This is a genomic window from Micromonospora sp. NPDC005215 (assembly GCF_040607915.1).
Lineage (GTDB): Bacteria > Actinomycetota > Actinomycetes > Mycobacteriales > Micromonosporaceae > Micromonospora.
In genome coordinates, this window is record NZ_JBEXHQ010000030.1 from 65,625 (window position 1) to 83,938 (window position 18,314).

At 72.0% G+C, this 18,314-nt stretch carries 21 protein-coding genes; 10 read left to right on the plus strand and 11 right to left on the minus strand.

The window, feature by feature from the left end:
* Positions 1-10: 10 nt before the first annotated feature.
* Entirely contained in the window at positions 11-1,036 is a 1,026-nt protein-coding gene (locus ABZU25_RS22170) for an aldo/keto reductase family protein (RefSeq protein ID WP_355031258.1), read from the minus strand.
* Positions 1,037-1,098: 62 nt separating this feature from the next.
* Here ABZU25_RS22170 and ABZU25_RS22175 point away from each other — a divergent pair, with 62 nt between their 5' ends.
* The 5 genes from ABZU25_RS22175 to ABZU25_RS22195 all read left to right on the plus strand — a co-directional run bounded on the left by ABZU25_RS22175 (position 1,099) and on the right by ABZU25_RS22195 (position 5,726).
* Positions 1,099-2,010, plus strand: coding sequence for an ArsR family transcriptional regulator (locus tag ABZU25_RS22175; RefSeq protein ID WP_355031259.1), 912 nt, complete (start codon positions 1,099-1,101; stop codon positions 2,008-2,010).
* 293 nt (positions 2,011-2,303) lie between these two features.
* The gene (locus tag ABZU25_RS22180; protein WP_355031260.1) at positions 2,304-4,016 is read left to right on the plus strand and encodes a nitrite/sulfite reductase; all 1,713 of its coding nucleotides are present in this window, start codon (positions 2,304-2,306) and stop codon (positions 4,014-4,016) included.
* Positions 4,013-4,174: a hypothetical protein gene (locus ABZU25_RS22185; protein ID WP_167393614.1), complete on the plus strand. Its 162-nt coding sequence runs from the start codon at positions 4,013-4,015 to the stop codon at positions 4,172-4,174. The genes ABZU25_RS22180 and ABZU25_RS22185 overlap by 4 nt, the downstream gene beginning before the upstream one ends.
* Positions 4,171-4,932 (plus strand): phosphoadenylyl-sulfate reductase, encoded by a 762-nt coding sequence (locus tag ABZU25_RS22190; RefSeq protein ID WP_355031261.1) that lies wholly within the window; start codon positions 4,171-4,173, stop codon positions 4,930-4,932. Before ABZU25_RS22185 ends, ABZU25_RS22190 begins: the two co-directional genes overlap by 4 nt.
* Positions 4,929-5,726 (plus strand): CbiX/SirB N-terminal domain-containing protein, encoded by a 798-nt coding sequence (locus tag ABZU25_RS22195; protein ID WP_355031289.1) that lies wholly within the window; start codon positions 4,929-4,931, stop codon positions 5,724-5,726. Before ABZU25_RS22190 ends, ABZU25_RS22195 begins: the two co-directional genes overlap by 4 nt.
* Positions 5,727-5,793: 67 nt before the next feature.
* Here the strand turns inward: ABZU25_RS22195 and ABZU25_RS22200 are convergent, their stop codons facing one another.
* Positions 5,794-6,051, minus strand: a complete 258-nt coding sequence (locus tag ABZU25_RS22200; RefSeq protein WP_088950012.1) for a WhiB family transcriptional regulator — start codon at positions 6,049-6,051, stop codon at positions 5,794-5,796.
* Between the two features lie 452 nt (positions 6,052-6,503).
* On the minus strand, positions 6,504-7,454 hold the full coding sequence (locus tag ABZU25_RS22205; protein WP_355031262.1) for a diacylglycerol kinase family protein: 951 nt from the start codon (positions 7,452-7,454) through the stop codon (positions 6,504-6,506).
* Here ABZU25_RS22205 and ABZU25_RS22210 point away from each other — a divergent pair.
* Positions 7,453-7,887: a hypothetical protein gene (locus ABZU25_RS22210; RefSeq protein WP_355031263.1), complete on the plus strand. Its 435-nt coding sequence runs from the start codon at positions 7,453-7,455 to the stop codon at positions 7,885-7,887. The genes ABZU25_RS22205 and ABZU25_RS22210 overlap by 2 nt on opposite strands.
* A gap of 22 nt (positions 7,888-7,909) precedes the next feature.
* Here the strand turns inward: ABZU25_RS22210 and ABZU25_RS22215 are convergent, their stop codons facing one another.
* Genes ABZU25_RS22215 through sodN form a run of 3 tightly spaced genes read right to left on the minus strand, consistent with a single transcriptional unit; the run spans position 7,910 to position 9,272 of the window.
* Entirely contained in the window at positions 7,910-8,317 is a 408-nt protein-coding gene (locus ABZU25_RS22215) for an ATP-binding protein (RefSeq protein ID WP_355031264.1), read from the minus strand.
* On the minus strand, positions 8,314-8,871 hold the full coding sequence (locus ABZU25_RS22220; protein WP_355031265.1) for a GNAT family N-acetyltransferase: 558 nt from the start codon (positions 8,869-8,871) through the stop codon (positions 8,314-8,316). Before ABZU25_RS22220 ends, ABZU25_RS22215 begins: the two co-directional genes overlap by 4 nt.
* Positions 8,868-9,272 (minus strand): superoxide dismutase, Ni, encoded by a 405-nt coding sequence (gene sodN / locus ABZU25_RS22225; RefSeq protein ID WP_355031266.1) that lies wholly within the window; start codon positions 9,270-9,272, stop codon positions 8,868-8,870. The genes ABZU25_RS22220 and sodN overlap by 4 nt, the downstream gene beginning before the upstream one ends.
* A gap of 83 nt (positions 9,273-9,355) precedes the next feature.
* Between sodN and ABZU25_RS22230 the strand changes: the two genes are divergently transcribed.
* The 3 genes from ABZU25_RS22230 (at position 9,356) to ABZU25_RS22240 (ending at position 12,167) form a co-directional block, all read left to right on the plus strand.
* Positions 9,356-9,706 (plus strand): S24 family peptidase, encoded by a 351-nt coding sequence (locus ABZU25_RS22230; RefSeq protein ID WP_355031267.1) that lies wholly within the window; start codon positions 9,356-9,358, stop codon positions 9,704-9,706.
* Between the two features lie 145 nt (positions 9,707-9,851).
* Positions 9,852-11,030, plus strand: a complete 1,179-nt coding sequence (locus ABZU25_RS22235; protein ID WP_355031268.1) for an NADP-dependent malic enzyme — start codon at positions 9,852-9,854, stop codon at positions 11,028-11,030.
* A gap of 174 nt (positions 11,031-11,204) precedes the next feature.
* Positions 11,205-12,167 (plus strand): zinc-binding dehydrogenase, encoded by a 963-nt coding sequence (locus tag ABZU25_RS22240; RefSeq protein WP_355031269.1) that lies wholly within the window; start codon positions 11,205-11,207, stop codon positions 12,165-12,167.
* A gap of 238 nt (positions 12,168-12,405) precedes the next feature.
* Here ABZU25_RS22240 and ABZU25_RS22245 read toward each other — a convergent pair whose 3' ends face one another.
* From ABZU25_RS22245 to ABZU25_RS22255, 3 genes are all read right to left on the minus strand, one after another.
* Positions 12,406-13,359: a dienelactone hydrolase family protein gene (locus tag ABZU25_RS22245; protein ID WP_355031270.1), complete on the minus strand. Its 954-nt coding sequence runs from the start codon at positions 13,357-13,359 to the stop codon at positions 12,406-12,408.
* Positions 13,360-13,456: 97 nt separating this feature from the next.
* Positions 13,457-13,864, minus strand: coding sequence for an aldo/keto reductase (locus tag ABZU25_RS22250; protein ID WP_355031271.1), 408 nt, complete (start codon positions 13,862-13,864; stop codon positions 13,457-13,459).
* Between the two features lie 164 nt (positions 13,865-14,028).
* Entirely contained in the window at positions 14,029-14,574 is a 546-nt protein-coding gene (locus tag ABZU25_RS22255) for an aminoglycoside adenylyltransferase (RefSeq protein WP_355031272.1), read from the minus strand.
* Between the two features lie 151 nt (positions 14,575-14,725).
* Between ABZU25_RS22255 and ABZU25_RS22260 the strand changes: the two genes are divergently transcribed.
* Positions 14,726-14,896 carry a hypothetical protein gene (locus ABZU25_RS22260; RefSeq protein WP_355031273.1) on the plus strand — a complete coding sequence of 57 codons (171 nt, stop codon included), beginning with the start codon at positions 14,726-14,728 and terminating at the stop codon, positions 14,894-14,896.
* 79 nt (positions 14,897-14,975) lie between these two features.
* Here the strand turns inward: ABZU25_RS22260 and ABZU25_RS22265 are convergent, their stop codons facing one another.
* Both ABZU25_RS22265 and pta read right to left on the minus strand, forming a co-directional pair.
* On the minus strand, positions 14,976-16,091 hold the full coding sequence (locus ABZU25_RS22265; protein WP_355031274.1) for an acetate kinase: 1,116 nt from the start codon (positions 16,089-16,091) through the stop codon (positions 14,976-14,978).
* Positions 16,088-18,166 carry a phosphate acetyltransferase gene (gene pta, locus ABZU25_RS22270; RefSeq protein ID WP_355031275.1) on the minus strand — a complete coding sequence of 693 codons (2,079 nt, stop codon included), beginning with the start codon at positions 18,164-18,166 and terminating at the stop codon, positions 16,088-16,090. The genes ABZU25_RS22265 and pta overlap by 4 nt, the downstream gene beginning before the upstream one ends.
* Positions 18,167-18,314 lie beyond the last annotated feature (148 nt).

An 18,314-nucleotide genomic window follows, 5' to 3' on the forward strand; every position in this document is an offset into this window, starting at 1 on the left:
GTTCGTGGTGTCAGCCGGCCGCAGGCGGTGGGCGCCAGGCGGGCATCACGTCGTTCGGCCGGGCCGTCTTCGCCGGATCACGCTCGACGAGATCGCCGAGCACGGCGTCGATCCGCTCCATCAGCTCGTCGTCCAGCCGGACCGATGCCGCGCCGGCCGTCTCGGCGAGCTGCTCGGGTCGTGACGCGCCGACGATCGCGCTGGCCACGGTCGGCCGGTGCAACACCCACGCCACCGCCAACTGGGCCATCGTGCAGCCGGCCGCATCCGCGATCGACCGGAGCTGGCGGACCCGGGAGAGCAGCAGGTCCGACGAGTAGCGGGCGATGAACGACCCGCCGAAGCCGTCGGTGGCCCGGGAGTCGGCGGGTGGGCGTCGGCCGGGCTCGTACTTGCCGGTCAGCACGCCCATCGCGAGCGGCGCCCAGGCGAGCTGACCCAGCCCGAGTTCCGCGCTCGTGGGCGCCACGTCGGCCTCCACCACCCGCCACAGCATCGAGTACTGCGGCTGGTTGGCGATGAACGGGACGTGCAGGTCGGCGGCGAGCCGCCGGCCCGCACGCAGTTGCGGGGCGGTCCACTCGGAGGCGCCGACGTAGAGCACCTTGCCCTGGCGGACCAGGTCGGCGAAGGCGAGCATCGTCTCCTCCAGCGGCACGCTGTCGTCGTACCGGTGTGCCTGGTAGAGGTCGACGTAGTCGGTGCTCAGCCGACCCAGCGAGGCGTGGCAGCTCTCGATGATGTGCTTGCGGGACAGTCCGGAGTCGTTGGCGCCCGGCCCGACCGGCAGGAACACCTTCGTGCACAGCTCGATCGAGCTGCGCCGGACGCCGCTCAGCGCCTTGCCCAGCGCCAGCTCGGCCCGCCCCTGGGCGTACCGGTCCGCGGTGTCGAAGGTGGTGATGCCCGCGTCCAGGGCGGCGGCCACGCACGCGCCCGCCGTGTCGTCGTCGAGCTGGTTGCCGTGGGTGACCCAGTTGCCGTACGCGACAGCGCTGACGCGCAGGCCCGACCGGCCCAGTTGCCTGTATTCCATAGCAGGATCCTCAGGCGGTCGCGTGCTGTCGCCGAACCGTTCGAACGTGGTCGAATCTGTCGGTGATCGAGGTCCAGTTCACGCCGGACGATCTGAGTCGGGTCCGGTTCGTGCACTCGCCGCTTGCCGAGCTGGTGGCCAGTTCCTGGGCGCTGCGAAAGCCCGCGAAGTACTGGATGCACCGGCCCTGGCGGGAGCGTGCCGAGCGGCTGCTGCCCGGTGCCGGCCTGGAGCCGCTGCTGGCGGTGCTCACGTCGTCCAACGGGTATGTGCCGGACTTCCTCACTCCGATCGGGGTGGCCCCGAATCTGGCGGCCGAGCTGCGGGCGGTCGCCGGCACCGACCCGACCCGGGTACGGCGGCAACTGGACCGGGCCGGTGCGCCCCGGCTGGCCCCGGACGAGCTGGTCGCGCAGCTCCGTCGTTACTTCACCCTGTTGATCGCGCCGGACTGGCCACGGCTGCGGGCGCTCGCGCTGGCCGACATCCGGCGGCGGACGCTCCTCGCCGCCGAGCAGGGCGGGCGCACCCTGCTCCGTGAGCTACACCCGTCGATCCGTTGGGACGGCACGGCGCTGCGCGTCGCTGTCGGCACGACCCGGCCAGCCGGTGTGGCCGGCTACCCCTGGACGCTGCTGCCCACCTCCTTCGCCGGGCCGACGGTGCACGCGATCATGGAAGGTGACGCCGGGCCGGCCCTCTGCTATCCGCCCGTCGGGTTGGGCGCGCTGTGGACGTCGCCGCCGCCCAGCGCCGCGTTGGGCGCGCTGCTCGGCAGTACGCGGGCGGCGGCGTTGTCCCTGCTCGACACACCGCTGAGCACCGGCGAGCTGGCCGCGATGTTGGGCCTCGCGGCAGCGACCGCGTCACATCACCTCACCACGCTGCGGGACAACGGCCTGATCGCCGGCGTACGCCAGGGGCGGGTGGTCCGCTATGCCCGAACTGTTCTCGGTGACCAGCTCGTCGGCTAGCCCCTGCCCGTGATGTGGGATCCCGCACGTGAGCATTGGCTGGCGCTCCTGCGGTGTGGCAGCATGGGCACATGACCGCCGCTGTCGTCCGCCGCTTCGTGGCCCGTCGCCACGTCGACTACGGCCGCGTGCGCAGCGCGATCTGTCCGGCCTACTGACGACGCCCGACCAATCTGTCTCGGGCGCGCTCTGCGCCGGCTGTCTCCGACACCGTTGTCCCGCCCGCTTTCGCCGGGCCGGCCGCCGCGCCCCGCGCGTGCTTCGAGGCACAGCAGACAACGGAGGACGCCGCGATGGCGGTCGAAAGCATCCCGGCCCGTTCCGAGGACCCGACGACCCGCCCGGCCCGGGCGCAGCGCCGGCCCCGGGGTGAGGGTCAGTGGGCGCTCGGCCACCGCGAGCCGCTCACCCCCAACGAGCGGATCAAGAAGGACGACGACCCGCTCAACGTCCGGGCCCGGATCGAGACCATCTACGCGCACCGCGGCTTCGCCTCCATCGACCCGCAGGATCTGCGCGGCCGGTTCCGCTGGTGGGGCCTCTACACCCAGCGCAAGGCGGGCATCGACGGCGGGCGCACCGCCGTGCTGGAGCCGCACGAGCTGGAAGACGAGTTCTTCATGCTGCGGGTCCGCATCGACGGCGGTCAGCTCAGCCTGGCCCAGTTGCGGGTTGTCGCTGACATCTCCCGGGAGTTCGCCAGGGACACCGCTGACATCACCGACCGGCAGAACATCCAGTACCACTGGATCCGGGTCGAGGACATGCCGGAGATCTGGCGGCGGCTGGAGTCGGTCGGCCTGCAGACCACCGAGGCGTGCGGCGACTGCCCCCGGATCGTGCTGGGCAGCCCGGTCGCCGGGGTGGCCCGCGACGAGCTGCTCGACCCGACGCCGGCGATCGACGAGATCGTCGCCCGGTACGTCGGCGACAAGCAGTTCTCCAATCTGCCCCGCAAGTTCAAGACGTCCATCTCCTGGCTGGTCGACACCCCGTACGAGTCGAACGACATCGCCTTGCTCGGTGTCGAGCACCCCGAGCACGGCCCCGGCTTCGACGTCTGGGTCGGCGGCGGTCTCTCCACCAACCCGATGCTGGCCCGGCGGCTCGGCGTCTGGGTGCCGCTGGCCGAGATTCCGGACGTGTGGGCCGGGGTGGTCGGGATCTTCCGCGACTACGGCTACCGCCGGCTGCGCAACCGGGCCCGGCTGAAGTTCCTGGTGGCCGACTGGGGCGTGGAGCGCTTCCGCGAGGTGCTGGAGAAGGAGTACCTCGGGCGTACGTTGCTCGACGGCCCGGCGCCGGTCCTGCCGGCGAAGCCGGTCGACCACGTGGGCGTGCACGAGCAGGCCGACGGGCGGCACTACGTGGGCGCCGCGCCGGTGGTCGGGCGGGTCTCCGGCGGGCAGCTCGCCCAGCTGGCCGACGTGGTCGAGGCGCACGGCAGCGACCGGGTACGGCTCACCCCGTACCAGAAGCTGCTGGTGCTCGACGTGCCGTCGGAGCGGACGGAGTCGCTTGTCGACGCGCTGCGTGGCATTGGCCTGGAGGCCCGGCCGTCGGCCTGGCGGCGCGGCACGATGGCCTGCACCGGCATCGAGTACTGCAAACTCGCCATCGTCGAGACGAAGGCCCGCGGCGAGGAGTTGGTGGCCCGGCTGGAGCAGCGGCTGCGTGACTTCGACGCGGACATCTCGATCCACATCAACGGCTGCCCCAACGCCTGCGCTCGCACGCAGGTGGCCGACATCGGGCTCAAGGGGCAGCTGGTGGTCGGTCCCGACGGCCGGCAGGTGGAGGGCTTCCAGGTGCATCTCGGCGGCGGGCTGGGCATGGCCCAGGGGCAGACCGCCGGTTTCGGTCGCAAGCTGCGCGGTCTGAAGACCACCGCCGACGAGCTTCCGGAGTACGTGGAACGGCTGGCCCGCCGCTACCTGGCCGGCCGGAGCGAGGGCGAGACCTTCGCCAACTGGGTGATCAGAGTCGACGAGGAGGCACTGCGGTGAGCAGCGAGAACCGAGCGGCACCTCTGTACTGCCCCTACTGCGGCGAGGAGGACCTGCGGCCGCACGAGGCGGGGCACGGCGCCTGGGAGTGCCACGCCTGCACCCGGGTCTTCTCGGTGAAGTTCACCGGGCTGCTCTCGCGGGCGGTGACCCGATGAGTCTCGTCTCCGCCGCGAGCCTGCGCCTGGTCGGGCCGGGTGCTTCGACCTCGGCCGACCCCGCCGGGCGCAATCCGGACGAGCTGCGGACGCTGGCCGAGCAGGCGGCTCGGGATCTGGAGGGCGCCCCGGCGCTGGAGATCGCCCGCTGGGCGGCACAGACCTTCGGTGACCGGTTCTGCGTCACCAGCTCGATGGCCGACGCGGTGCTGGCGCACCTGGTGTCCCGGGTGGCGCCCGGGGTGGACGTGGTCTTCCTCGACACCGGCCTGCACTTCCCCGAGACGCTACGGGTGCGCGACGAGGTGGCCCGCACGCTTCCGGTGAACGTCCGGTCGATCCGGCCCCGGCTCACCGTCGGCCAGCAGGATGGCCAGTACGGCCCCCGGTTGTTCAACAAGTCGCCGGACGACTGCTGCCAGTTGCGCAAGGTGGAGCCGTTGGAGCGGGCGCTGTCCGGGTATGACGCCTGGGCCGCGGGCCTGCGCCGGGACGAGTCGCCGACCCGGGCCAACACGCCGGTGGTGACGTTCGACGCGCGGCGGGGCAAGGTCAAGGTCAACCCGATCGCGGCCTGGACGCAGGCGGATGTGGACGCCTACATCGCCCGCTTCAACGTGCCGGTGAACGAGTTGTTCAAGCAGGGATACGGGTCGATCGGCTGCTGGCCGTGCACCCGGCGGACCAAGGCCGGCGAGGACGCACGGGCCGGCCGGTGGGCCATGTTCGAGAAGACCGAGTGCGGGCTGCACGTCTGACCTCGCCGGCGACGACCCCGACCGGCCCAGGTGCGGCCGGCGGGGCGGACCCGGTGGTGCTTGTCGCACACGGCAGCCGGGATCCGCGAGCTGCCGATGCCACCCGGGCACTCGCCCGGGCCGTGTCGGCGGCCCGGCCCGGCACGCCGGTCTGGGCGAGTTGGCTGGACCACACCGAGCCGGGGCCGACCGAGGTGCTGCGCGGGCTGGCGGCCGCCGGTCACCGTCGGGCGGTGCTGGTGCCGCTGCTGTTGACCGCCGCGTACCACCATCGGGTGGACATTCCGGCGGCGGTCAGCGCGGCGGTGCAGGCCGAGTCACCACTGGCGGTGCGGGTGACCGACGTGCTCGGCCCGGCGGACGGAACTGTCGACCCGGGGCTGCTGGCCGGGCTGCGTCGACGGCTCGCCGAGGTGCTGCCGGGCCGCGTCGACGCGCTGGTGTTGGCCGCGGCGGGCACCCGGGACGCGCGGGCACGCCGTTCGGTCGGTCAGGCTGCGGACGCGCTCGGCGCGGAGTTCGGGGTGCCCTGTCGGGTGGCGTACGCGTCGGCGGCTCCACCGGCGGCCGGTGTGGCGGTGTCCCGGCTGCGGGCGGCCGGCGCACGGCGGGTCGCGGTGTCCACGTACTTCCTGGCGCCGGGCCTGTTCCACGACGCGGTGACCGAGGCGGCTCGGGCGGCCGGCGCGGTGGCGGTGTCCGCCCCGTTGACCGATGCGCCGGAGTTGGTCGACGTGGTGCTGCGCCGGGTCGACGACGGGTCGTCCGGCCGCGTGGTGGCGCCGGCCGGCTGAACCTGTGGCGGACAGCGGAACGCCCCGGTGGGCGGACCCACCGGGGCGTACAGCGGTGTTGTTGGGATCAGGCGGAGTGAGCGCGCAACACGCGGAGGCCGCCGCGCCGCTTGACAGCGCGCCGCTCCTCTTCGCTCATTCCGCCCCAGACGCCGGCGTCCTGACCGGACTCGAGTGCCCACTGCAGGCACTGGTCGGTCACGGAGCAGCGCCTGCAGACGGCCTTGGCCTGCTCGACCTGCAGGAGAGCCGGCCCGGACGTCCCGATCGGGAAGAACAGCTCCGGGTCCTCGTCGCGGCAGACACTATGGTGACGCCAGTCCATGGCGGCAACACTCCTCATTCTGGATGGGTGGCAACAATTGCTTGGTAGTGCTTTTCCTATATGCATCCGCAGTGCCGGTGGTGACGGTTAGCGTCCGTCCATTCGGCAGTGCGTGAGCAGGCAGTTAGCGCCGGGGACCTGCTGGAACAGCTCAACCTGACGAGCATATCCAGGCAATGTCCCGGTAACTCAAGTTCGCTTGTGAATACTTTCACGAACAGTCGTGATGTCAAGGGTGACGCTCGGAAAAACTCCGGGCGGTGAGCAAGCCCACAGCCTGTTTGTCCGGTTTTCGGGGCTTTCCCGATTACCCGCCGTGCCACAGTCGAGGATCAATATAGTACAGTCCGCGTGACATTGCTGACATTTCCGGCGCACCTGCCCCTCGGCGTGGCGGTGACCTGTCGATGCGGTTGCGGCCACCGTGTCGACCTAGGGCAGTACCCCGAGACCTAGCAGATTACTCTCAGTGCGGCGGGAACGGAGGTGAATCTGACTTTCTCCCGCTCGCCGAGATAGTCGCCGTCCAGCTGGAACGCCTGCGGACGGCTGGAGACCAGGGTGAACTCCGCTGTGTCATGGATTCGTAACACCTGTCGACCGCGCGGATCCGGCTGCCGGGACAGGAACTGAGTCACTGTCCGTGTTGTGCTAGCCACCCGGAGCTGACGCAACGCCAGCACATCCAGCCCGAGGTCGAACGACGCCGACGGGTTCGGGTTGACCTCCCGGTCGCCCAGGTACGTCCACGGCGCCGTGTTCTGGATGATGACGGTGGCCAGCTCGGCCTCGGCCGGCTCGCCCGGACGCTCCAGGACGATCGCCGGATGCCTCCGGTCCGAGGCGAAGAAATACTGGTTCATGATCGAGCGCAGATAGAGCGTCGGCGTGGACACCCGACCCTTGCGCCGGGCCTGCTCCACCCGGTGGATGACCGCGGCGTCCAGGCCGAACCCCGCGCAGAAGGTGAAGTAGCGGTCGTCCGCGCGGCCCAGCCCAACCGTCCGGCTCCGGCCCAGCCGCAACCCTTCGAGGATCATGCTGGTCGCCTCCGGCCACTCCCGGGGCAGACCCAACGCACGGGCGAACACGTTCGTCGAGCCGCCCGGCACGGTCGCCAGCGCGGGCAACCGCTCGGCCAACGGCGCGTCGTCGGCGCGGGTCGGCGGGTCGGCCGTCATCAGGCCGTTCACCACCTCGTTCACGGTGCCGTCGCCACCCAGGGTGACGACCAGGTCGACGCCCTCCGCCGCGGCCTCCCGAGCCAACGCCATCGCGTGCCCGCGTCGCCGGGTGTAACGGACGCTGAGGTCGACTTCGCTGCGCAGCGCCCGGACAAGCACGTCCCGGCTGCGTTCGCTGGTGGTGGTGGCCTTTGGATTGACCACCAGGACGGCGTGCATGGGCGGCACTGTACCTCTCGGTAGCCCGGGTATCGTGGCGCGCGTGACCATCGACTCGGCCCCGTTTCCCGTCACGCTCCGCTGGGCGGTCCGGCTGCTGTGGGCGGAGGCGGCGGTCGTCGGGCTGATCGCCGCATGGCTGGTCTGGGCCGACCTCACGGCCAGCACCACCGACCTGGCGTCGGCGTTGCTGGTGACCGTGTTCGCCATCGGGGCCGCAGTCGTGCTCTGGGCGCTGGGCCGGGCCCTGTCGCGGCGTAGGGCGGGTGCCCGCGCGCCCGCGATAGTGCTTCAGCTGATGCTGCTGCCGATCGGGTGGTTCATGATTCAGGGCGGGTTGGGCTGGCTGGGCGTGCCGCTGATGGCGCTCGGCCTGGGCGTGGGCTGGCTGCTGGTCAGCCCCCCGACGACCCGGGCACTCGGCTTCGAGTGACCCACCCGGCGCGCCGAGCCGGTCAGTAGCCGCCGGAGCGGCGGGTGAGCAGCGCGATCGTGGCCCGACCGTCGACGGCCGTGGCGGATGCCGACGTCGTCAACGCGGTGAGCACCTTCCAGGCGAAGGACGACTCGGCCGGCAGCGTGGCGCCGCGCACTGTCGGCACTGTCACCTCGACGGTCAACGCGTCCTCGGTGACCGCGAAGCGGCACTCCAACTCGGCATCGCGGGTGGCGATGGCGAGCAACATGGCGCACGCCTCGTCGACAGCGATCCGCAGATCCTCGATCTCGTCCAGCGCGAACTGCAACCGGGCCGCGAGACCGGCGGTGGCGGTGCGGAGCACGCCAAGGTAACCGCCGTCGGCGGGCACCGTGAGGTGCACCACGTCGTCGTCGGTCGCTGGCTGGCCAGTCAGTTGAGTCACGCCTCATCCCCCCGGTCGGGGACTCTACCCGGTCGGTCGCCCGTACGCGTGCCAGCGGTGGGGGCATGGTCGGCCAGCGCGCGCAGCGCGTCGCCACTGAGCCGATAGGGGATCCACTCGCTCATCTGCTCCGCGCCGATCGAGGCGTAGAACCCGGCGGCCGGATTCCAGTCGATCATCCACCACTCCAGTCGCCGGTAGCCGCGTCGTACGCAGATCTCGGCCAGGGCGGCGAGCAGCAGCCGACCCGCCCCGGAGCCCCGGGCGGCCGGCCGAACGTAGAGGTCCTCCAGGTAGATGCCGTGCACGCCGGCCCAGGTGGAGAAGTTGAGGAACCACAGCGCGAAGCCGATCGGCTCCTCATGCTCGTCGACCGCGACGTGACCGAAGAGCGCCGGCGCGGGACCGAAGAGGGCCGCGGTCAGCTGCTCGACGGTGAGGTGGCACTGGTCGGGGGCCCGTTCGTACTCCGCCAGCTCGTGCACCATGGCGACGACGGCCGGCACGTCCTCGGGACGCGCCGGCCGGATCGTCGGGATGACCGGTGCGGTCACGCCTTCTTGGTCTCCCAGAAGATCTTCGAGATCTCGTCGATCTTCGAGAGCAGCTTGTCGGCGGTGGCCGGGTCGAGGCTGCCCTTGACGCCACCGGCGCCGGCGAGCTTGGTGGCCTCGTTGAACAGACTGTGCAGGTTCGGGTACTTCTCGAAGTGCGGCGGCTTGAAGTAGTCGGTCCAGAGCACCCACAGGTGGTGCTTGACCAGCTCGGCGCGCTGCTCCTTGATGATGATGGCGCGGGTACGGAACTCCGGATCGGTGTTCGCCTGGTACTTCTCGCAGATCATTTTGACCGATTCGGCCTCGATCCGGGCCTGAGCCGGATCGTAGACACCGCACGGCAGGTCGCAGTGTGCGCTCGCGATGACGCGGGGCGCGAGGATGCGCGAAAGTCGCATCAGGATCCTCCATGGGAAGTTTGCGATGATCAAAGACGACATTACTCCTGGGGATGCTTTCCGAACGGACGCAGGTGAAACCAGTGGGCACCGATCACCCGGCTGAGGCGGCCCGGTTGCGCAGGCCGTTGACCGCCGTACTGGTCGTCGGCCCGTCCATGGCGCCGACGTTGCGGCACGGAGACTCGGTGCTGGTCCGCCCCGGTGGCCGCCGGATTCGACCCGGGGACGTGGTGGTCGCGGTCTTCCGGACCCGTCCCGACCTGCTGGTGGTGAAGCGGGCGGTCCGGCAACAGGACGGCGGCTGGTGGCTGCGGGGCGACAACGATCTGGTCACCGACGACTCCCGGGCGTACGGGGTCGCCGACGTACGGGGGCGGGTGGTGGTCCGCTACTGGCCGCGCCCCGGTCGGGTACGTCGTCACCGGTTATGACCCCGCTCACATCCGGGCGGGCGTGTCGACACTATGCTCGGAAGTGTCCGGGTGACCCCCCGCACCGCGTGCCACCGCTCGCCGCCCACCTCGCGGCCAGGCCCGGCCGCCTCACATCTGCTCGACAGATCCTGGAGTCACCACCATGTCGTCGTCCACCGTGGACCCCGCTGATCCCGTCTTCCTGCTGCACCGAGGCGGCAAGATGGCCGTCACCTCGACAGTGCCGCTGACCAGCCGGGAGGACCTCTCCCTGGCGTACACCCCGGGGGTGGCCCGGGTGTGCGAGGCGATCGCCGCCGACCCCGCCCTGGTGGACGACTACACCTGGGTGTCGCACACCGTCGCGGTGGTCACCGACGGCTCGGCGGTGCTCGGGCTCGGCAACATCGGCCCCCGTGCCGCGCTGCCGGTGATGGAGGGCAAGGCGGTGTTGTTCAAGCAGTTCGGTGGGGTGGACGCCGTGCCGGTCTGCCTGGACACGCAGGATGCGGACGAGATCGTTGCCGTGGTCCGGGCGCTGGCCCCCTCGTTCGGTGGGATCAACCTGGAGGACATCAGCGCCCCGCGCTGCTTCGAGATCGAGCGCCGGCTCGACGAGGCGCTGGACATCCCGGTCTTCCACGACGACCAGCACGGCACCGCGATCGTGGTGCTGGCCGCGCTGCGCAACGCCGCCACCCTGCTCGACCGCAAGCTCGGTGACCTGCGGGTCGCGGTCAGTGGTGCGGGTGCGGCCGGGGTGGCCGTGACGAAGATGCTGATCGCCGGGGGCGTCAACCCCGACCAGGTGGTGGTCTGCGACTCCAAGGGCATCATCGGCCGGCACCGCACCGAGCTGACCGGCACCAAGGCCGAGTTGGCGGCGACCACCAACGCGGCCGGCCGGCACGGCGACATCACCGAGGCGCTGCGCGACGCCGACGTGCTGATCGGGGTCTCCGGCGGGCAGATCCCCGAGGCCGCGGTGGCGCGGATGGCCCCCGGCGGGATCGTGTTCGCGCTGGCCAACCCGACCCCGGAGGTGCACCCCGAGGTCGCCGCCCGGCACGTGGCGGTGGTCGCCACCGGGCGCAGTGACTACCCCAACCAGATCAACAACGTGCTGGCCTTCCCCGGGGTGTTCCGCGGTGCGCTGGATGCCGGCGCGACCCGGATCACCGAGGCGATGAAGGTCGCCGCCGCGGACGCCATCGCCGGCGTGGTGGCCGAGTCGCTGACCGTCGACGCGATCGTCCCCTCGCCGCTGGACCCGCGCGTCGCGCCGGCCGTCGCCGAGGCGGTCGCCGAGGCCGCCCGCCGCGACGGCGTCGCCCGCCGGTAGGCGCGAACTTCGGCCGGGGCTACGGCGCAGCATGCGCCGCCGGTCTGTGCGCAGGTCCGGGCCGGGGCGCGCCGGCGCAGCACGTGCCGTCGGTCTGTGTGCAGGCCCCGGGCCGGGGGCGCGCCGGCGCAGCATGCGCCGCGCGCCTTCTTAACGGGCGCTCAGCTTGTTACCGTGCCGATCATGCGTGCTGCCTTTGCCTCCCGTTTCGACGACGCCGACCCGCTCGCCGCGCTCACCGTCGGTGAGCGGCCCGAGCCGACCCACCCGGCCGATGACTGGGTGACCGTGCGGTTGCGGGCCACCTCGCTCAACCACCACGACCTCTGGTCGCTGCGCGGGGTGGGGCTCACCGAGGCCCAGCTGCCGATGATCCTCGGCTGCGACGCGGTGGGGCTGGACCCGGAGGGCCGCCCGGTGGTCGTGTACCCGGTGGTGGTCACTCCAGGTGACCCGCGTGGGGTTTCCATCCTCTCCGAGCACTTTGCCGGGACCCTCGCCGAGCGAGTCGCCGTACCCCGATCGAACCTGATCCCGCTGCCCGACGGCATGGCGGCGACCGACGCGGCGTGCCTGCCCACGGCCTGGCTGACCGCCTGGCGGATGCTGACCACCAAGGGCCGCGTCGCGGACGCCGACAGCGTGCTGGTCCAGGGCGCGGGCGGTGGCGTCGCCACCGCGGCCGTCGCGCTCGCCGTCGCGATGGGCAAGCGGGTGTACGCGACCAGCCGCGACGCCGTCAAGCGGGACCGGATCTCGGCTCTCGGCGCCACCGCCGTGGAACCCGGTGCCCGGCTGCCGGAACGCGTCGACGTGGTGATCGAGACGGTTGGCGCGGCCACCTTCGACCACTCGCTGAAGTCGGCCGCGCCGATGGCCCGGATCGTGGTCTCCGGCGCGACCGCCGGGCACGAGCCGGCGGTCAACCTGCGTCGGGTCTTCGCGATGCAGCTGGAGATCCTGGGCACCTCGATGGGCACTCCGGGTGAGCTGTACGAGCTGCTGGCGTTCTGCTCCGACAACGAGGTACGCCCGGTGGTGGACAGCGTGGTGCCGTTCAGCCGGGTCGAGGACGCCTTCGCCCGCCTGCAGTCCGGGGACGCCTTCGGCAAGGTCGTCATCGACCACACCGCCTGACACACCTCGGATTCTCGCGCCCAAGATCCGCTCAACATCGGGGAAACTGCTGCCTCCCGGCATGCGGAGGCAGCAACATCCCTGATGTTGCGCGGATCTTGGGCGCGGGGCGCGGGGCGCGGGGTTCGGGGCGCGGGGTTCGGGGTTCGGGGTGCGGGTTGCGGGGTGGGGGGCGCGGGCGCGGGCGCGGGGCGCTGGGCGCGGGTGGGGTGCTGGGGCCGGGTGCGGGGGGCGGGGTTCAGAGGTGGTCGTCGAAGGTGGCGATGTCGCCGCGTGTCGCGCCGGCGGGGATGCGCTTCTTGGCCGCCGCGTCTCCGTAGAGCGACCAGCGGAGGAACTCGATGGACGTGTCCGACACCACCCGCAGCGCGGCCTTGTCCTTGAGCATCGTCCGCCCGTGGTCGCCCTTCGGCAGGCTCAGCATCGCCTTGGGCCAGGGCACCTTGTCGTACGCGGCCTTGCCCGCCGCGTACTCGACCACCTCGTCCAGCTCACCGTGCACGAACAGTTGTGGTGCGGCCGCGCCGGCGAACGCGGTGCCCACACCGAGCGCCGAGCCCGCGAACACCACACCCGCGTCCAGCCGCTCGTCCCGGCTGGCGGTGAACAGACCGATCGTGGTCACCCCGCCGGCCGAGTGCCCGGCCGCGGCGACCCGGTCGGCGTCCAGCCGGCCCTGCAACTGGTCGTCGGCCTTGGCGTCCAGCGCGAGCACCTGGTCCAACGCGTAGGACACGTCGGCCGGCTGGTTGAGCACGTCGAGGACGTTGTTGTCCGCGCCCGTGGAGGTGTGCGGGAACGTCGGCGCGGCCACCACGAACCCTGCCCTCGCCCACCGGGTCAGCAGCGTGGCGTAGTCGTCCGGCCGACCGCCCAGGCCGTGACTGAACATCACCACCGGAAAACGGCCCTTCGCAACCGCCGCCCCCCGCCTGACCGGGCCCTCCTCCCCGGCAGCCGGGTACCAGATCTTCACCGGCAGCGCCCGGCCGTCGCGGTTCAGCTTCAGGTCGCGTACACCGACGGGGTAGGGATTTTCTGGCGCGTGCCCGGCGGGGACCTGCGGCGTCGCCGGGGCGGTGGGCTCCGGCGCGGCCGGCGCCCGCCGAACCGGGGCGTCCGTGGAGCACCCGGCCAGACCGGCCAGAAGCAGGGCGGTGATCAGCATTGTGGGGGTGGCGCGACGCGGCATGAACTCGATTGTGCCCTGCCCGGCGGACCCGCCCGGCGGGCATCGGCGCGCTGTGCCCACCCGATCACCGGCCGCTGCGTTCCGGCGTCAGGCTCACTCAGGCCGCAGCCCGGTCGCCGAGGGGGCGTCGCCGCAGCGCCGTGTCGGTCAGTGCACGCGGCGGGAAGGCGGCGTTCGGGTTGTACCGGTTGGTGCCGGGCGGCACTATCTCGTCGATCCGGTCGAGGGTCGCGTCGTCCAGGGTGAGCGCGGCGCCCTTGAGCAGATCCTCCAGTTGCGGCCTGGTGCGCGGTCCGATGATCGCCGAGGTGACGGCCGGATGGGCCACGGTGAAGGCGATGGCGAGCTGTGGAAGCGTGCAGCCGATGCTGGCCGCGAGGTCGACGAGCTGCTCGACGGCGTCGAGCTTCGCGGCGTTCTCGGCGATCGTGGGATCGAACTGGGCCGGCCGCAGGGCGGCCCGCCCGGTCGACAGGTCGACGGACTGGCTGACCGTCTGCATCATTCTCCGCGCCTCGGGCATGCCGCTGCCAGCGCTCCGCCGCTACACCGACCTCGTCCGCGAGGGCGCCGGCAACGAGGAGGAACGACTCGCGCTGCTCCGCGAGCACCACGGGCGGGTCACCACCCAGATCGGCAGGCTCACCCAGTGCCTGGACCTGATCACCTTCAAGGTCGGGGTGTACGAGGATCTGCTCGACCAGGAACGGAGCGCAGCCGGGCCAGGTCGTCGGCGTCCTTCGGGCGACGGGGACGTTCCGGCATCCAGACCGGGTACATCTGCTTGAACTCGATCTGGGCCGCCACCGAGATCGTCGGCACGGTGAGCGCGCCGATCCGGCCGGGTGGCGCGTCCAACATCCCGGCCGGCAGTGGTGTGCCGGCCCAGGACCCGGCGCCCACGGTCGGCCGGCCGTCGCTGTCCTGACCCAGGTACGCGAAGCTGACCTCCACGTCGGCGGTGAACAGGTCGAGCTGTAGCTCCGCCGGCATGCGGAGGTCGGGGCGCCAGTCCCGGGCCAGCAGCAGCCGGGCCAACCGTTCCGCGTCCTCCCGCCAGCAGTACCAGTCGACGTCGACGTGCGGGCGGGTCACCGTGCCGAGGTGGAAGTCCATCGCCCAACCGCCCCGCAGCCACACCGGCAGGCCGGTCGCTTCGGCCACGGCGACCACCTCGGCGATGCTCGCCAACTGGCGGCGCGCGAGATCGTCCATCGGGCCACCGTACCGGCGCTGCGGCGTCAACGGGCTGGGCGGGACTCGTCGCTGGTCAGCGTGGGGGTGTCACCTCCGCCGGCCGGGTCCAGCCTGGGACGACGTGGGCCGGGGGCGATGCCGCTCGCCCCGCTTCGCTAGGGTCACCGGCATGCCTGAGAACTACACCGACCCCAGTGGCAACACCGAGGCGTTCCGCGCGTTCAACCAGACGCCGGAAGCCGCCGCGCCGGCGGAGCCGCCGTCCCGCCTGCCGCTGATCATCGGCGCGGCGGTCGTCGTGGTCCTGCTGGTCGCCGTCGTCGTCTGGCTCGCGAGCTGAGCGTGCCCGACCGGGCCGACCGCGCCCAGCCCGCGGCCGGCGGGCCACCTCCGCTGATCCCGACGCCTCGGGCGGGTCGTCAGTGGTGGGCGACCACGTCCCGGGTCTGCCGGGCGATCTCCCGTTCCTCGTCGGTGCGGATGACACAGACGCTCACCTCGGCCTCGTCGGGTGAGATCACCCGGTCGCCCGCGCCGTCGTTGCGGGCGTCGTCCACGGCGATGCCGAGCCGGTCCAGGCCGGCCAGCGCGGCGGCCCGGACGGGCGCGGCGTGCTCGCCGACCCCGGCGGTGAAGGCGATCGCGTCGACGCGGCCGAGCAGCGCGTAGTACGCCCCGACGTACTCGGTGATCCGCCGGCAGTACACGTCGAAGGCCAGCTCCGCCGCCCGGTCCCCGGCCGCCCGGCGGCCGAGCACCTCACGCATGTCGTTGACGCCGGTCAACCCGAGCAGGCCGCTGCGGTGGTTGAGCAGGTCGTCGATCTCGTCGACCGACAGCCCGCCCTCCCGGCGCAGGTGGAAGATCACCGTGGGGTCGAGGTCGCCGCTGCGGGTGCCCATCACCAGCCCCTGCAACGGGGACATGCCCATCGAGGTGGCGACGCTGCGACCGTTCGCCACCGCGCAGGCGCTGGCCCCGTTGCCAAGGTGCAGGGTGATCGTGTTGAGCTGCTCGTAGGGGCGGCCGAGCAGTTCGGCGGTGCGGCGGGACACGTACGCGTGCGAGGTGCCGTGGAAGCCGTACCGGCGGATGTCGTACCGCTCGGCGATGTCCCTGTCGATCGCGTACGTCGCGGCGGCCTCCGGCAGGGTGTGGTGGAACGCGGTGTCGAAGACGGCGACCTGCGGGACGTCCGGCAGCACCGCGCGGGCCACCTCGATGCCGGCCAGGTTGGCCGGGTTGTGCAGCGGGGCGAGCGGCACCAGGTCCTTGATCGCGGCCAGGACCGCGTCGTCGACAAGCACCGGTGCGCTGAACGTCCCGCCACCGTGCACCACCCGGTGCCCGACCGCGGCCAGTCCGCTCAGGTCGAGCCCGTCCAGGATCTGCCGGACCGCGCTGGCGTGGTCCGCCGGACCACCACCGGGCTCACCGACCCGCTCGACGGTGCCGTTGTCGAGCACCCGATCCCCGTCGTAGTGGCGCCACTTCACCGACGACGACCCGCAGTTGAGCACCAGCACCCGACTCATGAGGCCTCCTCGGTGGCCGCCTGGATGGCGGTGATCGCCACCGTGTTGACGATGTCCGGCACTGTCGCGCCGCGGGACAGGTCGTTCACCGGCCGGCGCAGACCCTGCATGACGGGGCCGACGGCGACCGCCCCGGCGGAGCGCTGCACCGCCTTGTACGTGTTGTTGCCCGTGTTCAGGTCCGGAAAGATGAAGACCGTGGCCTGGCCGGCGACCGGGCTGCCCGGCAACTTCGTCGCCGCCACCGCGGGGTCGATCGCCGCGTCGTACTGGATCGGCCCCTCGACCAGCAGGTCGGGCCGGCGCTCCCGGACCAGGGCGGTGGCCGAGGCGACCTTCTCCACGTCCGCGCCCGCGCCGGAGCTGCCGGTGGAGTACGACAGCATGGCCACCCGGGGTTCGATGCCGAACCGGGCGGCGGTGTCGGCCGACGAGATCGCGATGTCGGCGAGCTGCGCGGCGTCCGGGTCGCGGTTGACCGCGCAGTCCCCGTAGACAAGCACCCGGTCGGCGAGCAGCATGAAGAAGACGCTGGAGGCCACCGAGACCTCCGGCACGGTACGGATGATCTCGAACGCCGGTCGGATGGTCGCGGCGGTGGTGTGCGTGGCGCCGGAGACCATGCCGTCGGCCCGTCCAGTCGACACCATCAGGGTGCCGAAGTAGTTGGGTTGGGCCACGATGTCGTGCGCCAGTTCGGCGGTGACGCCCCGGTGGGCGCGCAGCCGCGCGTACTCGCCCGCGAACTCGTCCCGCCACCCACTGGTGACCGGGTCGACCACGTTCGCGTCGCCGAGGTCGATGCCCAGTTCGCGGGTCCGCCGGGCGATGTCGTCCGGCCGGCCCAGCAGCGTCAGCTCGGCCACCCCACGCCGCAGCAGGATCTCCGCCGCGCGCAGGATCCGTTCCTCGGCGCCCTCCGGCAGCACCAGGTGCCGGCGCTGCGAACGGGCCCGGTCGATCAGCTCGTTCTCGAACATCAGCGGGGTGACCCGGGTCGACCGGCTGACCCGCAGCCGGCGAGCCAGGTCGTCGGTGTCCACGCAGCGCTCGAACACGCCCAGCGCGGCCTCCACCTTGCGCGGGTTGGCCGTGCTGGGCCGGCCCTCGATCCGGCTGGACGCGGCCACCGTGTCGTAGCTGTCGCTGCGCACCGACAGCACCGCCAACCCGGTGTTCAACCCCTCCACCAACCGCATGACCCGGGGGTCCGGCTGCTCGCCGAGCGTGAGCACCAGCCCGGCCACCGACACCTGACCGGCCACGTGCGCGGCGCTCGCGGCCACCAGCAGGTCGGCCCGGTCCCCGGGGGTGATCACCAGGGCGCCTTCGGTGAGGTGGTCCAGCAGGGTCGGCACATGCGCCGCGCCGACCACGAAGTCCAGCACGTCCCGGCTGAGCGCGGCGTCGTCCCCGGCCAGCAGGGTGGCGCCGAGCGCCGCCGCCACCTCGGCCACCGTCGGCGCCGACACGCTCGGCACCTCCGGGATGGCGTACGCGGGGACCGGCAGGTCGGGCAGCGTCATCGGCGCGGACACCCGGTTGGCGATCACCGCGAGCACCGTCGCGCCGAGGTCGGCCAGATCGTGGTACGCCCCGCGCACCGCCGACGCGACGGCCGCTGGCTCCTGCCCGAAGCCGTCCACCACCGGCACCACCACGCTGCCGAACTCCGTGGCCAGCCGGGCGTTGAAGGCCAGCTCGCGAGGATGGGCGGGATCGCCCGGGTCGTCGAAGTCGCTGCCCACCACGACCACGGCCGGGCACTGCCGCTCCACCGCCCGGTACCGCTCGACGACTGTGGAGATCAGCTGCTCGCGTCGACCGTCGGCGACCAGCGTGGCGGCCTCGGTGTAGGTCGCCCCGGCCAGCTCGGCGAGCGGCAACTCGACCCGGTACCGCTCGCTGAGCAGGGCGAGGATCGGATCCGGCCCGGTGTCGGCGACCAGCGGCCGGAACACGCCGATCCGCCCCACCTGGCGGGACAGCAACTCGGCCAGGCCGAGAGCGATCGTCGACTTGCCCCCGCCCGAACTCACGCTCGTCAGATACACACTTCGGGCCACAACCCCCACCCTAGAAGATCGCAGAACCCGAGACCTGGGCGCTCCGCCCTGTGCTCCGCCGGGAGATCCGCGCAACATCAGGGATGTTGCTGCCTCCCGCGCGCCGCAGGCAGCAACATCACCGAAGTTGCTCGGATCTTGGTGCGGGGTGCGGGGT